General features: G+C 69.9%; 14 protein-coding genes. 5 read left to right on the top strand and 9 right to left on the bottom strand.

The features are described 5' to 3' along the window. Positions 1-37: 37 nt before the first annotated feature. Positions 38-706: a class I SAM-dependent methyltransferase gene (locus ACFV88_RS04305; protein ID WP_385485806.1), complete on the bottom strand. Its 669-nt coding sequence runs from the start codon at positions 704-706 to the stop codon at positions 38-40. 111 nt (positions 707-817) lie between these two features. Continuing rightward, entirely contained in the window at positions 818-1,327 is a 510-nt protein-coding gene (locus ACFV88_RS04300; RefSeq protein WP_385485804.1) for a hypothetical protein, read from the bottom strand. A 181-nt stretch (positions 1,328-1,508) separates the two neighbouring features. Here ACFV88_RS04300 and ACFV88_RS04295 point away from each other — a divergent pair, with 181 nt between their 5' ends. The 3 genes from ACFV88_RS04295 to ACFV88_RS04285 all read left to right on the top strand — a co-directional run bounded on the left by ACFV88_RS04295 (position 1,509) and on the right by ACFV88_RS04285 (position 4,547). Beyond that, positions 1,509-2,870: a tetratricopeptide repeat protein gene (locus ACFV88_RS04295; RefSeq protein ID WP_385485802.1), complete on the top strand. Its 1,362-nt coding sequence runs from the start codon at positions 1,509-1,511 to the stop codon at positions 2,868-2,870. Next, on the top strand, positions 2,867-3,757 hold the full coding sequence (locus tag ACFV88_RS04290) for a glycosyltransferase family 2 protein (RefSeq protein ID WP_385485800.1): 891 nt from the start codon (positions 2,867-2,869) through the stop codon (positions 3,755-3,757). Before ACFV88_RS04295 ends, ACFV88_RS04290 begins: the two co-directional genes overlap by 4 nt. Positions 3,758-3,935: 178 nt before the next feature. Continuing rightward, a complete protein-coding gene (locus ACFV88_RS04285) occupies positions 3,936-4,547 on the top strand; it encodes a DUF5753 domain-containing protein (protein ID WP_385485798.1) in 612 nt (203 codons plus the stop codon). Between the two features lie 81 nt (positions 4,548-4,628). Here the strand turns inward: ACFV88_RS04285 and glnA are convergent, their stop codons facing one another. Beyond that, entirely contained in the window at positions 4,629-6,038 is a 1,410-nt protein-coding gene (gene glnA / locus ACFV88_RS04280; RefSeq protein ID WP_385485796.1) for a type I glutamate--ammonia ligase, read from the bottom strand. A 284-nt stretch (positions 6,039-6,322) separates the two neighbouring features. On the opposite strand from glnA, the gene ACFV88_RS04275 reads away from it, so the two are divergent. Further along, positions 6,323-6,790, top strand: a complete 468-nt coding sequence (locus ACFV88_RS04275; RefSeq protein ID WP_385485794.1) for an RDD family protein — start codon at positions 6,323-6,325, stop codon at positions 6,788-6,790. 105 nt (positions 6,791-6,895) lie between these two features. Here ACFV88_RS04275 and ACFV88_RS04270 read toward each other — a convergent pair whose 3' ends face one another. The 6 genes from ACFV88_RS04270 to lipB form a co-directional block, all read right to left on the bottom strand. Then, on the bottom strand, positions 6,896-7,816 hold the full coding sequence (locus ACFV88_RS04270; protein WP_385485792.1) for an RNA polymerase sigma-70 factor: 921 nt from the start codon (positions 7,814-7,816) through the stop codon (positions 6,896-6,898). A 122-nt stretch (positions 7,817-7,938) separates the two neighbouring features. Then, entirely contained in the window at positions 7,939-8,412 is a 474-nt protein-coding gene (locus ACFV88_RS04265; protein WP_385485790.1) for a carboxymuconolactone decarboxylase family protein, read from the bottom strand. A 202-nt stretch (positions 8,413-8,614) separates the two neighbouring features. After that, complete coding sequence (locus ACFV88_RS04260) at positions 8,615-9,316, bottom strand: DUF4191 domain-containing protein (RefSeq protein WP_385485788.1); 702 nt, start codon at positions 9,314-9,316, stop codon at positions 8,615-8,617. Positions 9,317-9,407: 91 nt separating this feature from the next. Then, on the bottom strand, positions 9,408-9,605 hold the full coding sequence (locus ACFV88_RS04255; protein WP_385485786.1) for a hypothetical protein: 198 nt from the start codon (positions 9,603-9,605) through the stop codon (positions 9,408-9,410). 359 nt (positions 9,606-9,964) lie between these two features. After that, entirely contained in the window at positions 9,965-10,930 is a 966-nt protein-coding gene (lipA, locus tag ACFV88_RS04250) for a lipoyl synthase (protein ID WP_385485784.1), read from the bottom strand. A 178-nt stretch (positions 10,931-11,108) separates the two neighbouring features. Next, positions 11,109-11,939 (bottom strand): lipoyl(octanoyl) transferase LipB, encoded by an 831-nt coding sequence (lipB, locus tag ACFV88_RS04245; protein WP_385485782.1) that lies wholly within the window; start codon positions 11,937-11,939, stop codon positions 11,109-11,111. Between the two features lie 225 nt (positions 11,940-12,164). Here lipB and ACFV88_RS04240 point away from each other — a divergent pair, with 225 nt between their 5' ends. Further along, positions 12,165-13,706 carry a regulator gene (locus ACFV88_RS04240; protein ID WP_385485780.1) on the top strand — a complete coding sequence of 514 codons (1,542 nt, stop codon included), beginning with the start codon at positions 12,165-12,167 and terminating at the stop codon, positions 13,704-13,706. Positions 13,707-13,978 lie beyond the last annotated feature (272 nt).

Genomic DNA, 13,978 nt, shown 5'->3' with positions numbered 1-13,978 from the left:
AGGGTGCTCCTGCCCCGTCGCCGCCCGACGGGACGCGTCAGACGGCCCTCGCGGTGACGAGGAGGGTACCGATGTGGCCGGGTTCCGGAGCGTCGAGCACCCGGGCGTGCACGTCCCCGAACCCGGCGTCGCGGAGGAAGCACTCCCAGGTCCCGGGGGTGTAGCTGTAGCGGTACGTGAACATGGCGGGCCCCGCGAAACCGCCCTTGTACATGCCCTGGGGTCCGTAGGCGCCGGGGATCGCGGGCGGTTGGGAGAAGGCGAAGGTGCCGCCCGGGTTGAGGGCGCCCACGACGAGAGGGAAGAGCCGTTCGGGGTCGGTGAACCAGGCGGCCCCGAAGATCGAGTACACCGCGTCGTAGGTGCGCCGCTCGCCGGCCAGGTGGGCGAGGACCTCGGCGCAGACGAACTCGGCGCCCGAGTGCCGGTACCGCTCGCCGCACCGGGCCACGGCGACCGGCGACAGGTCCACCCCGGTCGCCCGCACTCCGCGCCCGGCGAGGTGGGCCACGGCCCGACCCGTGCCCGAGCCGATCTCCAGTGCGGTGCTCGGGGCGCCGAGGAGCTCCGGGCCGGGGTCGGCGGGGTGCTCCCGGTACTGCGTCCACCGGAACACCGGTTCGTCGTGGGACGGGTCCTTCCATGCCCGCTCGGCAAAGGCGTCCCACAGGGCGCGCTCGTGCGCATAGTTGTGCGGTGCGGTCATGGAGTGGTCCTCCGGGAAACGGGGTCGGGGCTCCACCGCGGTACCGGTGGAGCCCCACCCCTCGGGGCGGTTCGATGGGCTGGTGGCGGCGGTCGGGCTGCTGCCAGTCACTCAATGGGAGTCGGGCACCTTGTCGTCGCAGGGCGAGCAGTCGGCGCCGTCGACGTTCCACAGCTCCTCGTCCACGGCGAAGCCGTTGGCGCGGAGGAAGTCGGCGGTGCGGAGAACGAGACCGTCCCGACGGCGGGTGATGAGCGGAGCGTGGTGCTTGAACTCGGATCCGTTGTGGAGCGCGAAGAACGCGAACAACACGGGGGTGTCGAGATAGAGCTGGTGGACGCCGATGTCCACGATCTTGCCGACGCCGAGGTGCACGTCCGGGCGTTCGATCGCGGTGATGGTGTAGGCGATGGCGTTCTCCATGATCCGCTCGGCCATGTCACGCGTCATGACGTTGTCGCGCAGCAGTAGTTTCACCTCGCGGTCGAACAACTCCTCGCCCTCGGCCATACCCTCGAAGACGTTGTAGGTCTTCTCCGTCACGTACGGACGGCAGGCGTTGAGCAGCGCGCGGGGATCGCGGAACCCGGTGGCGTTCGAGGTTTCGAGCATGACGGTCATGGTGGTGCTCCTCTCGACTGGTTCGACCCGGTGCACGGATGGCTCACCGCGCCGGGAGGCTCTCCGGAGTGACCCTTGCCCGGATGCTTGCATTCAGTGAACCGGCGATCACTCTCTGCCGGTACGGTGTGCACCTCAGGAGCCCGTTCAATCCGTTCAAGATTGTTCTGAGAGGCAGAAGTTGGTGGGTGACCGGACACCGAACGCCGAGCTGGCGGCAGTTATCGCCGAGGCAGAAGTCACGTACTACGCACTGGCCCGGGAGATTCGCCTCGTGGCGGCTGAGGCCGGCGAAACGCTGGGCACCGCACCTTCGGCGATCGCCTACTGGGTCGCCGGTGGGAACCCGTCCGGTCAGACCCGTGCATATCTCGCCGAGGCTCTTTCGAGAAGGATCAAGCGGAAGGTGACGGTTGCTGAGATCGGTTTGTGCGGCGCAGACGTAAGGGAGGTGATGAGCAGCGATCCGCTGGCCGCCGCCGTCGACCTCGGGAGAGCCGTGGTGCTCCGTCGCAGGGAAGTCCTCAACGCGGCCTTCGCCACGGCCGCGGTCAGTCTCCCCCTGGTCTACGACCACGAGGTCGTCACCGCCAATCTCAAAGCCGCCGTGAGCGGGGGCGCCGTCGGGACTGAAGCGGTCGCAGTCGTCCGCCAGCTCACCGAGACCTTCAGGAGCGTGGACGAAAGGATGGGCGGCGGGCACGGCCTGACCACGGTGACCGCGTACCTCACCGACACCGTGGTCCCCATGCTGGAGTCACGGTTCCCGTCCGACTCGGTACGCCGGGACGCGTTCGGTGCGGCTGCACAACTGGCCTGCCTGGTCGGTTGGAAACACCACGACCTCGGTCGTGAAGGTGCTGCACAGCAGTACTACCTGCTCGGCTATCAGCTGGCTTGCGAATCCGACTCGAACGGGCACAGCGCGTGGATGATGCGCGCCCTGACACACCAAGCGCTCGACCTTCACCACTTGGACTTCTGTGTGGAACTGTCCGAGGAGGCGCTGCGGCGCGCGTCGGGGAAGGTCGACCGGCAGACCGAAGCCCTCCTCCTGGTCACCTGCTCCAGGGCGTACGGAACCATCGGGGAGGGCCGCAAGGCTGCTCGCACACTGATGGCGGCCGAGGACGCACTGACAGATACGGGGGACCCGGTGCCTTCGTACGCTGCTGCTTCCGGACCCGTCGCCTCCACCGTTGCCTCACACACGGGCAAGACCCTGACCGCGATGAAGGACTACGTGGCGGCCGAACGGCAATACCGCAGGGCGCTCGCGGGCCGTACTCCAGATACGTACCAGCGCGTTCATGGCCTGACCATGGTCAACCTCGGGAAGTCGGTCGCTGCCCAGCACCGCTACGAGGAGGCCGTGAGCTTGTGGAACCGATCACTCGGCTTCATGGACGGTGTGATCTCCGACCGGAACCGACAGCAAATCAAGTCCATCCGTACCGTTGCAGTGGCCTACCGAAAGCGCGGAGTGTCCGGCGCTGCCGCCTTGGACCAGCGCGCCAGTGAACTGCTGCGGTCCCGGGCATGACCGGCCTCGGAGCAGGTGTGCCCACCGTGGGCGTCGTCGTACTGACCCTGGGCGACCGGGACGCAGAACTCCGCTCGCTCATTGAGTCGATCGTTGCCCAGGAAGGCGAAGCCGCCACCGTTGTGGTGTTGGGCCAAGAGGTTGGGGCGCCCGGCGTCCCGGATGCTGTGGCGACCGTCGAACTGTCGGAGAACCTGGGCATCCCCGGTGGTAGGAACGCCGGCGTGCAGTGGCTTCGTGAACACGGCGGAGTCGACGTGGCGGTGTTCCTGGACGACGACGGCTGGTTGCCCCGGACGGACACGATGCGGTTGGTGCGCGCCGCTTTCGCCGAGAATCCGAGGCTGGGTGTCGTGAGCTTCCGGATCGTGGACGAGGAGGGATTCACCCAGCGCCGTCACGTGCCCCGCCTCGGCGGTGCCGACCCGGCGCGATCGGGACCGGTCACCACGTTCCTGGGCGGTGCCCATGCCATCCGCATGAGCCTGATCGACCGGGTGGGTGAGTTCCCCACTGCGTTCTTCTACGCACACGAGGAGACTGACTTCGCGTGGCGGGTCCTGGACGCTGGGTGGGAGATCCACTACCGGGCCGACCTGTTGCTGCGTCATCCCCGCACCGAGGCGTCCCGTCACGCTGTCTACTACCGCAACACCGGCCGTAACCGCGTGTGGCTGGCCAAGCGCCATCTGCCCGCCGTTCTGGTGCCGGTCTACCTTGCCTCGTGGGCCGCCTACACGTTGGTCCAGCGGCCCCCGTTGCACGGGCTGAGGTCCTGGTGGTCCGGGTTCTTCGAGGGGGTCCGGGTCCCGTGCCCACCGCGGCGCCCGATCCGCTGGCGGACGGTCTGGCGGATGACGCGGCTGGGCCGGCCCCCGGTGATCTGAACCGTCGGGTCCCGCACGACCCGGACGACGAAGCCCCCGCCGGCCGGCTCGGGAGCAGGGGCGGGGGCGTCATCGCGATCTGGGCGTACATCTCTGCGGGGGCGGAATCCGCCTGTGCGAAACCTGCGGTGGCGAATCGTGGCAAGTCCGATGAGGAACAAGTCAGGAGGGGATGACGGTGACCATTTCCGTGCCGTGGCAGGAGCGTCTGTCCACCGGTACCGAGTCGATCCAGGGCGAGGTGGTCCGGCTGTATCAGGAGACGCGCGAGGGCGTGGCGTACGTTCCCACCATGATCTGGGGGACACTCCAGACGGAGGCGTACGCCACCGTGATCCTGGGGCAGGTGGTCGAGTTCCTGGGGATCCCGAACGACGTGCCCGCGGGAGTCGCCAAACGCATGCAGCGACAGCAGATGCTGTACGACGGCGAGCACCACTACGACGTCGTCCTCGGGGAACAGGCCCTTTACACGAACATTGGCGGGCCCGAGGTGATGCGCGAGCAGACCGACCGGATCCTCCGGGAGATCCACCTGCCCTCTCTCACGCTCGGCATCGTTCCCGCCTCCGCACGTGTGAACATGCATCCTGTCGACGCCTTCGGCATGTACGGCGAAGAGGTCCATGTCGAGCTGGTTTCCTCGGGCGTGACCATCACCGAACCGGACGAGGTGGCCCTCTACCGCAAGGCGTTCGACAGGATGCGTGAGGCGGCCCTGCACGGCGACGCAGCCAAGGAACTCCTGGAGAAAGCGGTCTCCTTCTGGACGGACGCCCCACGAGGCTGACCCACACGGCCGAGGGCCGCCACCTCCAAAGGGGAGGTGGCGGCCCTCGGCTTCCAACTACCGGTAAACCCGGCCCGCCGCCTAGAGGTCGAAGTACAGCTCGAACTCGTGCGGGTGCGGGCGGAGCTGGATCGGCGCGATCTCGTGCGTGCGCTTGTAGTCGATCCAGGTCTCGATCAGGTCGGAGGTGAAGACCCCGCCGGCCTGGAGGTACTCGTTGTCGTTCTCCAGGGCTTCGAGGACGGCCGGGAGGGACGTCGGGACCTGGGCCACGCCCGCGTGCTCCTCGGGGGCGAGCTCGTACAGGTCCTTGTCGATCGGCTCGGCAGGCTCGATCTTGTTCTTGACGCCGTCGAGACCCGCGAGCAGCAGCGCCGAGAAGGCGAGGTACGGGTTCGAGGACGGGTCCGGCGCACGGAACTCGACGCGCTTGGCCTTCGGGTTCGAGCCGGTGATCGGGATGCGCATCGCGGCGGAGCGGTTGCGCTGCGAGTACACCAGGTTGATCGGCGCCTCGAAGCCGGGCACCAGGCGGTGGTACGAGTTCACCGTCGGGTTGGTGAACGCCAGCAGCGACGGGGCGTGCTTGAGGATGCCGCCGATGTAGTAGCGGGCCATGTCGGACAGGCCCGCGTAGCCCTGCTCGTCGTAGAAGAGGGGCTCGCCGCCGGCCCACAGGGACTGGTGGACGTGCATGCCCGAACCGTTGTCACCGAAGATCGGCTTCGGCATGAAGGTCGCGGTCTTGCCGTTGCGCCAGGCGACGTTCTTCACGATGTACTTGAAGAGCATCAGGTCGTCGGCCGCGGCCAGCAGCGTGTTGAACTTGTAGTTGATCTCGGCCTGACCGGCCGTGCCCACCTCGTGGTGCTGGCGCTCGACCTGGAGACCCTGCCGGTCCAGCTCCAGGGAGATCTCGGCGCGCAGGTCGGCGAAGTGGTCGACCGGCGGGGCCGGGAAGTAACCGCCCTTGTAACGGACCTTGTACCCGCGGTTGTTCTCGACCGCACCGGTGTTCCAGGCGCCGGCCTCGGAGTCGATGTGGTAGAAGCCCTCGTTCGCGGAGGTGCTGAAGCGCACCGAGTCGAAGACGTAGAACTCGGCCTCGGGACCGAAGAACGCGGTGTCCGCGATGCCGGTCGAGGCGAGGTACGCCTCCGCCTTCTTCGCGATGTTGCGCGGGTCACGGCTGTACTGCTCGCCGGTGATCGGGTCGTGGATGAAGAAGTTGATGTTGACCGTCTTGTCACGGCGGAACGGGTCGACCCGCGCCGTCGACAGGTCGGCACGCAGTGCCATGTCGGACTCGTGGATCGCCTGGAAGCCACGGATCGACGAACCGTCGAACGCCAGCTCCTCGTCCGGGTCGAACGCCGCGGCCGGAATCGTGAAGTGCTGCATCACTCCCGGCAGGTCGCAGAAGCGTACGTCGATGAACTTGACGTCATTGTCGGCAATGTACTTCTTGGCCTCGTCGGCGTTGCGGAACATCCAACTCCTCCTACTCCCGACCCGGGAGGGGCGGGGTTGCAACTCGTTCGTGCGCCAGTGCGGTGGCGCACGCTCGCCCCGACCTTAGGGACGGGGGATTTCCCGAGCGTGACCCATTTGTTTCGCCGAAGTTAACCGGGGTCGGTGCGGCGCCGCGCCCCGCCTGCCCCGTCCGGTCCGGCCTGCCCCGTCCGTACCGGGCCGCGCGACCCCCGCGTCAACCCGGCGCCGCCGGGTCGCACCCCCGGCGCGGGGCCGGCCGTCCACCCGGTTACCGTGGACGGGTGGACAAGAGGCAAGCAATCGGATCGTGGCTCTCCGGCCCCCGCGAGGCCGCGGAGAACGAGGGCGTCGACTTCGGCTACCGGGGTCAGCAACTGGGCCTGCCCGAGACGGGGCCCGGCTCGATCGCCCGCCCCGGTCGCCGGCTGGGCGCCCTCCTCGTCGACTGGGGGCTGTGCGTGCTGATCGCATACGGCCTGCTCACCGAGGGCTATAACCAGGCCACCGGCAACTGGGCCCTGCTCCTCTTCTTCGTGATGAGCGTGCTCACCGTGGGAACGGTCGGTTCCACCCCCGGCAAGCGGATCTTCGGGCTGCGGGTGATCTCCGCGGACGGTGGACACATCCGTCCGCTGCGGGCGCTGACGCGCGGCGCGCTGCTGTGCCTGGGCGTTCCGGCCCTCGTCTGGGACCGTGACGGCCGCGGCCTCCACGACCAGCTGGCCCGGACCATCGAGGTCCGCATCTGATCGTCGGTGGCCGGTGCGCGGCGTACGCCCCTCGTGCGACGTGACCACAGGGTCGGTACCGTCCCGGGAAGTGCGGACGGTACCGACCCTGTGAACCCGCCGAGGTCACTCCGGTTGCCGGCGGGCCCTTCGCACTTCGCGGGCGAACGCCCAGGCGTCCGCCACCGGACCCACGTGCCCCAGCTTGTCGGGGTTGAGCACCGAGCGGACCGCCTGGACCTGCCCGTCGAGCACGTCGAGCGCCAGCGTCTGGAGCACCCGCCCGTCCCGATCGCGGACGATCCCGCCCGGCAGGCCGTTGACCTCGTGCGGTTCCAGCGTGACGTCGATCCGGACCATCTGGCGGAAGAACGAGACGAGCAGCCGCGCCACGTTGTCGGCTCCGTGGACGCCCCGGCCCTGTGGGGCCTTGCCGCCACCGTCCCCGATCAGGTGCACGTCGGCGGCGAGCAGGTCCCGCAGTTCGTCCACGTCACCGTTGCGCAGGGCGTCGAAGAACCGCTCGGCCAACTCCCGCCGCTCCTGCCGGTCCGCGGCGAAGCGGGGCCGCCCGGCCTCCATGTGCCGCCGGGCCCGCACCAGCAGCTGTCGGCAAGCCGCCTGGGACCGCCCGACCGCCGTGGCGACCTCGTCGAAGCCGAAGCCGAACACCTCCCGCAGCACGAACACCGCCCGCTCCAACGGGCTGAGCCGCTCCAGCAGCAGGAGCGCCGCCATCGACACCGAGTCGGCCAGCTCCGTCGACCGGGCCGGGTCCTGGTAGGGATCGCTGAGCAGCGGCTCCGGGAACCACGGACCCACGTACGCCTCGCGCCGCACCCGGGCGGAACGCAGCACGTCGACGGAGAGCCGTGTCACCGTGGCCGACAGGAACGCCTTGGTCGAGGCGGGCCTGGTGGTCGAGCCGTCGAAGCGGAGCCAGGTCTCCTGCACCGCGTCCTCGGCCTCACCGACACTGCTCAGGATGCGGTAGGCGATCGAGAACAGCAGCGGACGCAGTTCCTCGAACTCCTCGACCTTGCTCACGACCGTGTCCCCTCCGCCGGACGCCCGTCCCGTCCGGCCGGACGCCCCCTGTGTCGCCCGGCCGGACGCCTCCCGTTCCGCCCGGCCGGACGTCCGGCGCGGGACCTCCGGGCCGGTACCCCTCAGTGGAACTGCCCGACCTTGTAGTCGCCGGCCGGCTGCTGCCCGATGGCGTTCAGCCGGTTCGCCAGGTTCATGAACGAGATCAAGAACACCAGGGCGGTCAGCTGATCCTCGTCGTAGTGTTCGGCGGCCTTCGCCCACACCTCGTCGCTGACCGCACCGGCCGCGTCCGCGATCCGGGTGCCCTCCTCCGCCACCTCCAGCGCGGCCCGCTCCGCCTCGGTGAAGACGGTGGCCTCCCGCCACGCCGCCACCAGGTGCAGTCGCACCTGGGTCTCGCCGGCGGCGGCGGCCTCCTTGGTGTGCATGTCGATGCAGACGGCGCAGCCGTTGATCTGGCTCACGCGCAGCGACACCAGTTCCTGCGTCACGGCGGGAAGCGTCGACTTCTTGATGACCTTGCCGGCCGTCATGACGTGCTTGAAGACCTCGCTGGCGATCGGGCTCGCGAAATAGTTCAGTCGTGCGTCCACGGGATGCTCCTCGGTCGTCGTTCGTGGTTACACCCCCGAGACGAGATGGCGCACCCCCCTGTGACACGGCCCCGTGTGACCTGCGTCTCCCCATGTCGTGCGCCAGCAGAACGGGCGGCGCACCCGAGGCGGGAACCGGAACACGCGAAGGGCGCCGGAACCAGGTGGGTTCCGGCGCCCTTCAGAGGCAGGGAGGGTCGGGCTAACGCATCTTGGGCCCGCCCTTGGGCATCCGCATGCCCTTCGGCATGGGCCCCTTCGGCAGGGGCATGTTGCTCATCAGGTCGCCCAGTGCGCGCAGCCGGTCGTTGGTCGCGGTGACCTGCGGGCCGGTGAGCACCCGCGGGTACTTCAGCATCGTCGTGCGGACCTTCTTCAGCGGGACCTGCTCCTCGCCGGTGCCCACGATCAGGTCGTGCACGGGAACGTCCGCGACGATGCGGGCCATCTTCTTCTTCTCCGCGGCCAGCAGGCTCTTGACCCGGTTCGGGTTGCCCTCGGCCACCAGCACGATGCCCGCCTTGCCGACGGCGCGGTGCACGACGTCCTGGCTGCGGTTCATCGCAACGGCGGGCGTGGTGGTCCAGCCGCGGCCGATGTTGTCGAGGACGGCCGCGGCGGCGCCGGGCTGGCCCTCCATCTGGCCGAACGCGGCCCGTTCGGCACGGCGCCCGAAGACGATCGCCGTCGCGAGGAACGCGAGCAGCAGTCCGAGGATGCCCAGGTAGATGGGATGCCCGATCCAGAAACCGAACGCGAGGAAGACACCGAGGGTGCCGATTCCGACCGCCGCGAGCACGAGACCGATCTTGGAGTCGGCCCTGCGGGTCATCTTGTACGTGAGGGCGATCTGCTTGAGACGCCCGGTGTTCGCAGCGTTCGCTGCGGGTTCCTTCCTCGCCATGCTGTGAGTCTACGTGCCCCGCGGGCCGGCTACGACGTCCGGGCGCCCCGTGATTCCGGTTGCGTGCGCGGGGGCGGCGCTCCCGCCGGCTTCAGGAGGTGCGGGCGGTGCCCGGGGACCGCTCCATCGCGCGCTGCGCCTCGGTCCGGTCCTCGGCCCGACGGCGGTCCTCCAGGACGGACGTCCACGCGTTGCGGCGGGCCGTGCGCTGGCCGCGGCCGATGAGGAGCGTCTCGACGGCGCGCAGGGCACCGGTGATCGACGGGATCGTGGCGGGCGCGGTCTGCATGGTGGTACCCCTCGGAGCGCGGCGGGTGGTGTGGGCCCGGCAGTCGCGCGGCGGTGGGGCGCCTCACGGCTGTGCGGCGCCGGTCCGCCTGCCTGAGCCGTACGGACCGCACGGCTCGTACGACGTCGTACGCGGAGGGAACCGGTGTCACGGAAACCAGGGTCTGTGAGTGGTGTTACCAGTGCGTGACCTGCTGGTCAAACGCACATGAAGCCCCGGGGCAGTGGACCGGGGCGCCGGTCGCACCCCGGGGCGGGCCGTCAGCTGCGGGGACCCGCCTCCCCGGCGCTACCAGCCGGTAGGGAGCTGTGCGGAGACTCACACGCCGGGAGCGGCGGTGAGTCCCGCGCGGGAGTGCGTCAGACCGCCTGGACCGCGATGTACGCGCCCCGCTTCTCCACCGCCATCTGGTACAGCCGTCCGGCCCGGTACGAGGAACGGACCAGCGGACCGGACATCACACCGGAGTAGCCGATCTGCTCGGCCTCCTCCTTCAGCTCCACGAACTCCTGCGGCTTCACCCAGCGCTCGACGGGGTGGTGGCGCACGGTCGGCCGCAGGTACTGCGTGATGGTGATCAGTTCGCAGCCGGCCTCGTGCAGCTCGCGCAGCGCCTCGCTGATCTCCTCACGGGTCTCGCCCATGCCGAGGATGAGGTTGGACTTGGTGACGAGCCCGGCGGCGCGCGCTTCCGTGATGACCTTCAGGGACCGCTCGTAGCGGAAGCCGGGGCGGATGCGCTTGAAGATCCGGGGCACCGTCTCGACGTTGTGGGCCAGGACCTCGGGCCGGGACGAGAAGACCTCGGCGAGCGCGTCCGGCTCGGCGTTGAAGTCGGGGATCAGCAGCTCGACCTTGGTGCGGCCGTCGGCGCGCTCCGCGGTCATGCCGTGGATCTGCCGGACGGTCTCGGCGTACAGCCAGGCCCCGCCGTCTTCGAGGTCGTCCCGGGCGACGCCGGTGATCGTGGCGTAGTTCAGGTCCATCGTGACGACGGACTCGGCGACGCGGCGCGGCTCGTCACGGTCGAGCGCCTGCGGCTTGCCGGTGTCGATGTTGCAGAAGTCGCAACGCCGGGTGCACTGGTCACCGCCGATGAGGAAGGTCGCCTCGCGATCCTCCCAGCACTCGTAGATGTTGGGACAACCCGCTTCTTGGCACACCGTGTGCAGGCCCTCGCTTTTGACGAGGTTCTGCATCTTCGTGTACTCGGGACCCATCTTCGCCCGGGTCTTGATCCACTCGGGCTTGCGCTCGATGGGGGTCTGGCTGTTGCGGACCTCCAGGCGCAGCATCTTGCGTCCGTCGGGTGCGACTGCGGACACATCGGCTCCCTGTGCATTCGATTCTTGGGCGTCCACCAGAGTACGCCCGAAAGGTGTAAGGCCCCCGCGCTGGTGCCAACCTCGGACCGTAGGGGGGCATTCCCCGTTCGGGTGAGTGTGTGTAATTGGCACCCAGTGCCGCGCGGTCCTGGTGTAAAGGCCGGTGTCGGGGTCGGTGTCAGGCGGTGGTCGGGGTGGCGACGGGCCGGGCGACGTCCTCGGTCGCGGGCACCTCGCGGGGCAGCGGGGTCGCGTTCTCCCACACCTCGGCCAGGTGTCGCTCCACCAGTGGCAGGACGTCGGGCACGGTCAGCTCGCGGCCCAGTTCCCCCGCGAGCGAGGCGACCCCCGCGTCCCGGATGCCACACGGCACGATCCGGTCGAACCAGGTGTTGTCGGGGTTCACGTTGAGCGAGAAGCCGTGCATGGTGACGCCCTTGGCCACCCGGATGCCGATCGCAGCGATCTTGCGGTCCTCGCGACGCTGACCCGCGTTCGACGGGGCGTACTCGGGCCCGTTCAACCGCGCGTCGAACTCGTCGTCGGTGATCCGCGGGTCGAAGTCCAGGGAGAGCCCGCCGAGCGAAGGCCGCTGGTCGACCGGGTCGCCGAGCACCCACACGCCGCTGCGGCCCTCGATGCGCGTGGTCTCCAGACCGAGCTCCGCGCAGACCCGGATCAGGGCCTCCTCCAGCCTGCGGACGTGCGCCACCACGTCCACCGGGCGCGGCAGCTTCATGATCGGATAGCCGACCAGCTGGCCCGGGCCGTGCCAGGTGATCTTCCCGCCCCGGTCCACGTCGATCACCGGCGTCCCGTCGAGGGGCCGCTCCCGGTCCTCGGTACGCCGTCCGGCGGTGTAGACCGGCGGGTGTTCCAGGAGCAGGCAGGTGTCGGGGACCTCGTCGGCGAACCGGGCCGCGTGCACCCGCCGCTGCTCGTCCCAGGCCACCTGGTACTCCACCGCGTCCGCGCCGAATCCCAGCCGGACGAACCGCAGCTCACTCACGGCACGTGCCTCCCTAGAGCCTTCCGGAGCAGATGTCCACCTCTCCACCCCCGCCACTCTACGACCCGCCGCGCAGCGTCAGCCGTCGGGCCGATCCTCACACGATCGGATGAATGCGGGGCGAAGGCGGCGTTGCGGGTGACTTCTACCGCTACATTCGCGCCGTTCACAAGGCCATAAGGGCCGCTCAAGGTGTGGCCCGAAAGGCAGGAGACCGCACATCTGATGACGGAACGACCTCCGCAGCGCACCCCCAACCGCCAGCTAGCCGCCCTCATCGCGGAGGCAGGATTCTCCAATGCGGGGCTTGCCCGCAGGGTCGACCAGCTCGGTCTGGAGCACGGGCTCGACCTGCGGTACGACAAGACGTCCGTGACGCGCTGGCTGCGCGGACAGCAGCCGCGCGGCACCACCCCCGCCCTCATCGCCGAGGTGTTCACCCGGCGCCTCGGGCGCAGACTCACCGCCCAGGACCTGGGCCTCGACGCGTGCGCGCCGGTGTACGCCGGGCTGGAGTTCGCCGCCGGCCCGGAAGAGGCGGTGGACATCGTCAGCGGGCTGTGGCGCAAGGACTCCGGCAGCCACGCCGAACTGCGCAAGATCGCCTTCACCCCCGCCGGGCTCGTCGTCCCCAGCCGCGACTGGCTGATCGGCCGCGCCGACGACAAGGTCAGCCGCGGCGACGACCGCTCCCGGGTGGACGAGCGCGCGGCCGTCGCAGCGGGGCGGCCCGGGCCCCCCGGCGACCGCCCCGGCCGCAGCGAGCCCGCGCCCGCTCCCTCGCCCGGCGCCGGCGTGCGCATCCCCGCACAGGGCCGCGGTGCGGTGCCCCAGCAGAGACAGCGCGGTACGGAACGCGGCCCCGGCCACCGGGTCACCGGCGGTGACATCGCGGCCCTGCGTTCCGTCGCCGAACTGTTCCGCACCCTCGACAACGCGTACGGGGGCGGGCACGCCCGGCAGGCCCTGGTGCGCTACCTGGAGCACGAGGCCGAGCCGATGCTGCGCGGCGTCTACGGCGAGCAGACCGGCCGGCGACTGTTCGGCGCGGCGGCCGAGCTGACCCGGCTCGCCGGCTGGACCTCGTACGACATCGGGGCGCACGGGCTCGCCCAGCGGTACTTCGTGCAGGCGCTGCGGCTCTCCCAGGCGGCCGGCGACCGGGCGTACGGTTCGTACATCCTGGTCACCATGAGCCGCCAGGCCGTCTACCTCGGTCACGGTCGGGAGGCCGTGCAGTTGGCCCGGGTCGCCCAACAGGGCATCGGCTCCTCCGCCCCGCACGTCGTCCAGGCGCTGCTGCACGCCGCGGAGGCGCGGGGGCACGGGGTGCTCGGTGAGGTGCGGGCCTGTACGGCGTCCCTGGTCCGGGCCGAACGGGCGCTGGACGCGGCCCGGCCCGGGGACGAGCCCCCGCACTGGGCCCGGTTCTTCGACGAGGCCCAACTCGCCGACGAGTTCGGCCACTGTTACCGGGACCTCCAGCAGTACCGGGCCGCCGCGCAGCACGCGGAACGGTCGTTGCAGTTGCGGGCGCACGGGTACGCGCGCAGTCGGCTGTTCTGCCGGGTCGTGCTGGCCTGTGCGCGACTCGGGCTCGGGGAGCTGGACCAGGCGTGCGCGTTGGGCGCGGAGGCTGCGCAGCAGGCTGCGGACATGCGGTCCGTACGGGCGTTGGAGTACGTCCGGGACTTCGAGCGGCGGTTGGAGCCGTATCGGGAGACGGTCCAGGCCCGTGCGTATCGCGACAAGGTCGCGTTGATCTGACCCTGCGATGTCCCGTGCGGGTGCGCTGCGGTTCTGCGCAGTTCCCCGCGCCCCTTGATCGGGTGCGTCCACCTCCGGGTGCGCGGTTCGGTGCGGGTGCGCTGTCGCGTTGCGCAGTTCCCCGCGCCCCTGATCGGTGCGTCCACCTGCGGTGCGCTGTCCGGCGCGGGTGCGCTGCGGTTTCGCGCAGTTCCCCGCGCCCCTGATCGGGTGCGTCCGGCTGGGGGTGCGCCGTCCGGTGCGGGTGCGTTGTTGTTTTGCGCAGTTCCCCG

The sequence above is a fragment of the Streptomyces sp. NPDC059816 genome (assembly GCF_042732055.1).
Lineage (GTDB): Bacteria > Actinomycetota > Actinomycetes > Streptomycetales > Streptomycetaceae > Streptomyces.
This window is presented reverse-complemented; position numbering and strand designations above follow the sequence as displayed.

Coding starts and splice junctions, on each gene's coding strand:
- ACFV88_RS04305 (WP_385485806.1), bottom strand. CDS start 706: ATGACCGCACCGCACAACTATGCGCACGAGCGCGCCCTGTGGGACGCC.
- ACFV88_RS04300 (WP_385485804.1), bottom strand. CDS start 1,327: ATGACCGTCATGCTCGAAACCTCGAACGCCACCGGGTTCCGCGATCCC.
- ACFV88_RS04290 (WP_385485800.1), top strand. CDS start 2,867: ATGACCGGCCTCGGAGCAGGTGTGCCCACCGTGGGCGTCGTCGTACTG.
- glnA (WP_385485796.1), bottom strand. CDS start 6,038: ATGTTCCGCAACGCCGACGAGGCCAAGAAGTACATTGCCGACAATGAC.
- ACFV88_RS04260 (WP_385485788.1), bottom strand. CDS start 9,316: ATGGCGAGGAAGGAACCCGCAGCGAACGCTGCGAACACCGGGCGTCTC.
- ACFV88_RS04255 (WP_385485786.1), bottom strand. CDS start 9,605: ATGCAGACCGCGCCCGCCACGATCCCGTCGATCACCGGTGCCCTGCGC.
- ACFV88_RS04240 (WP_385485780.1), top strand. CDS start 12,165: ATGACGGAACGACCTCCGCAGCGCACCCCCAACCGCCAGCTAGCCGCC.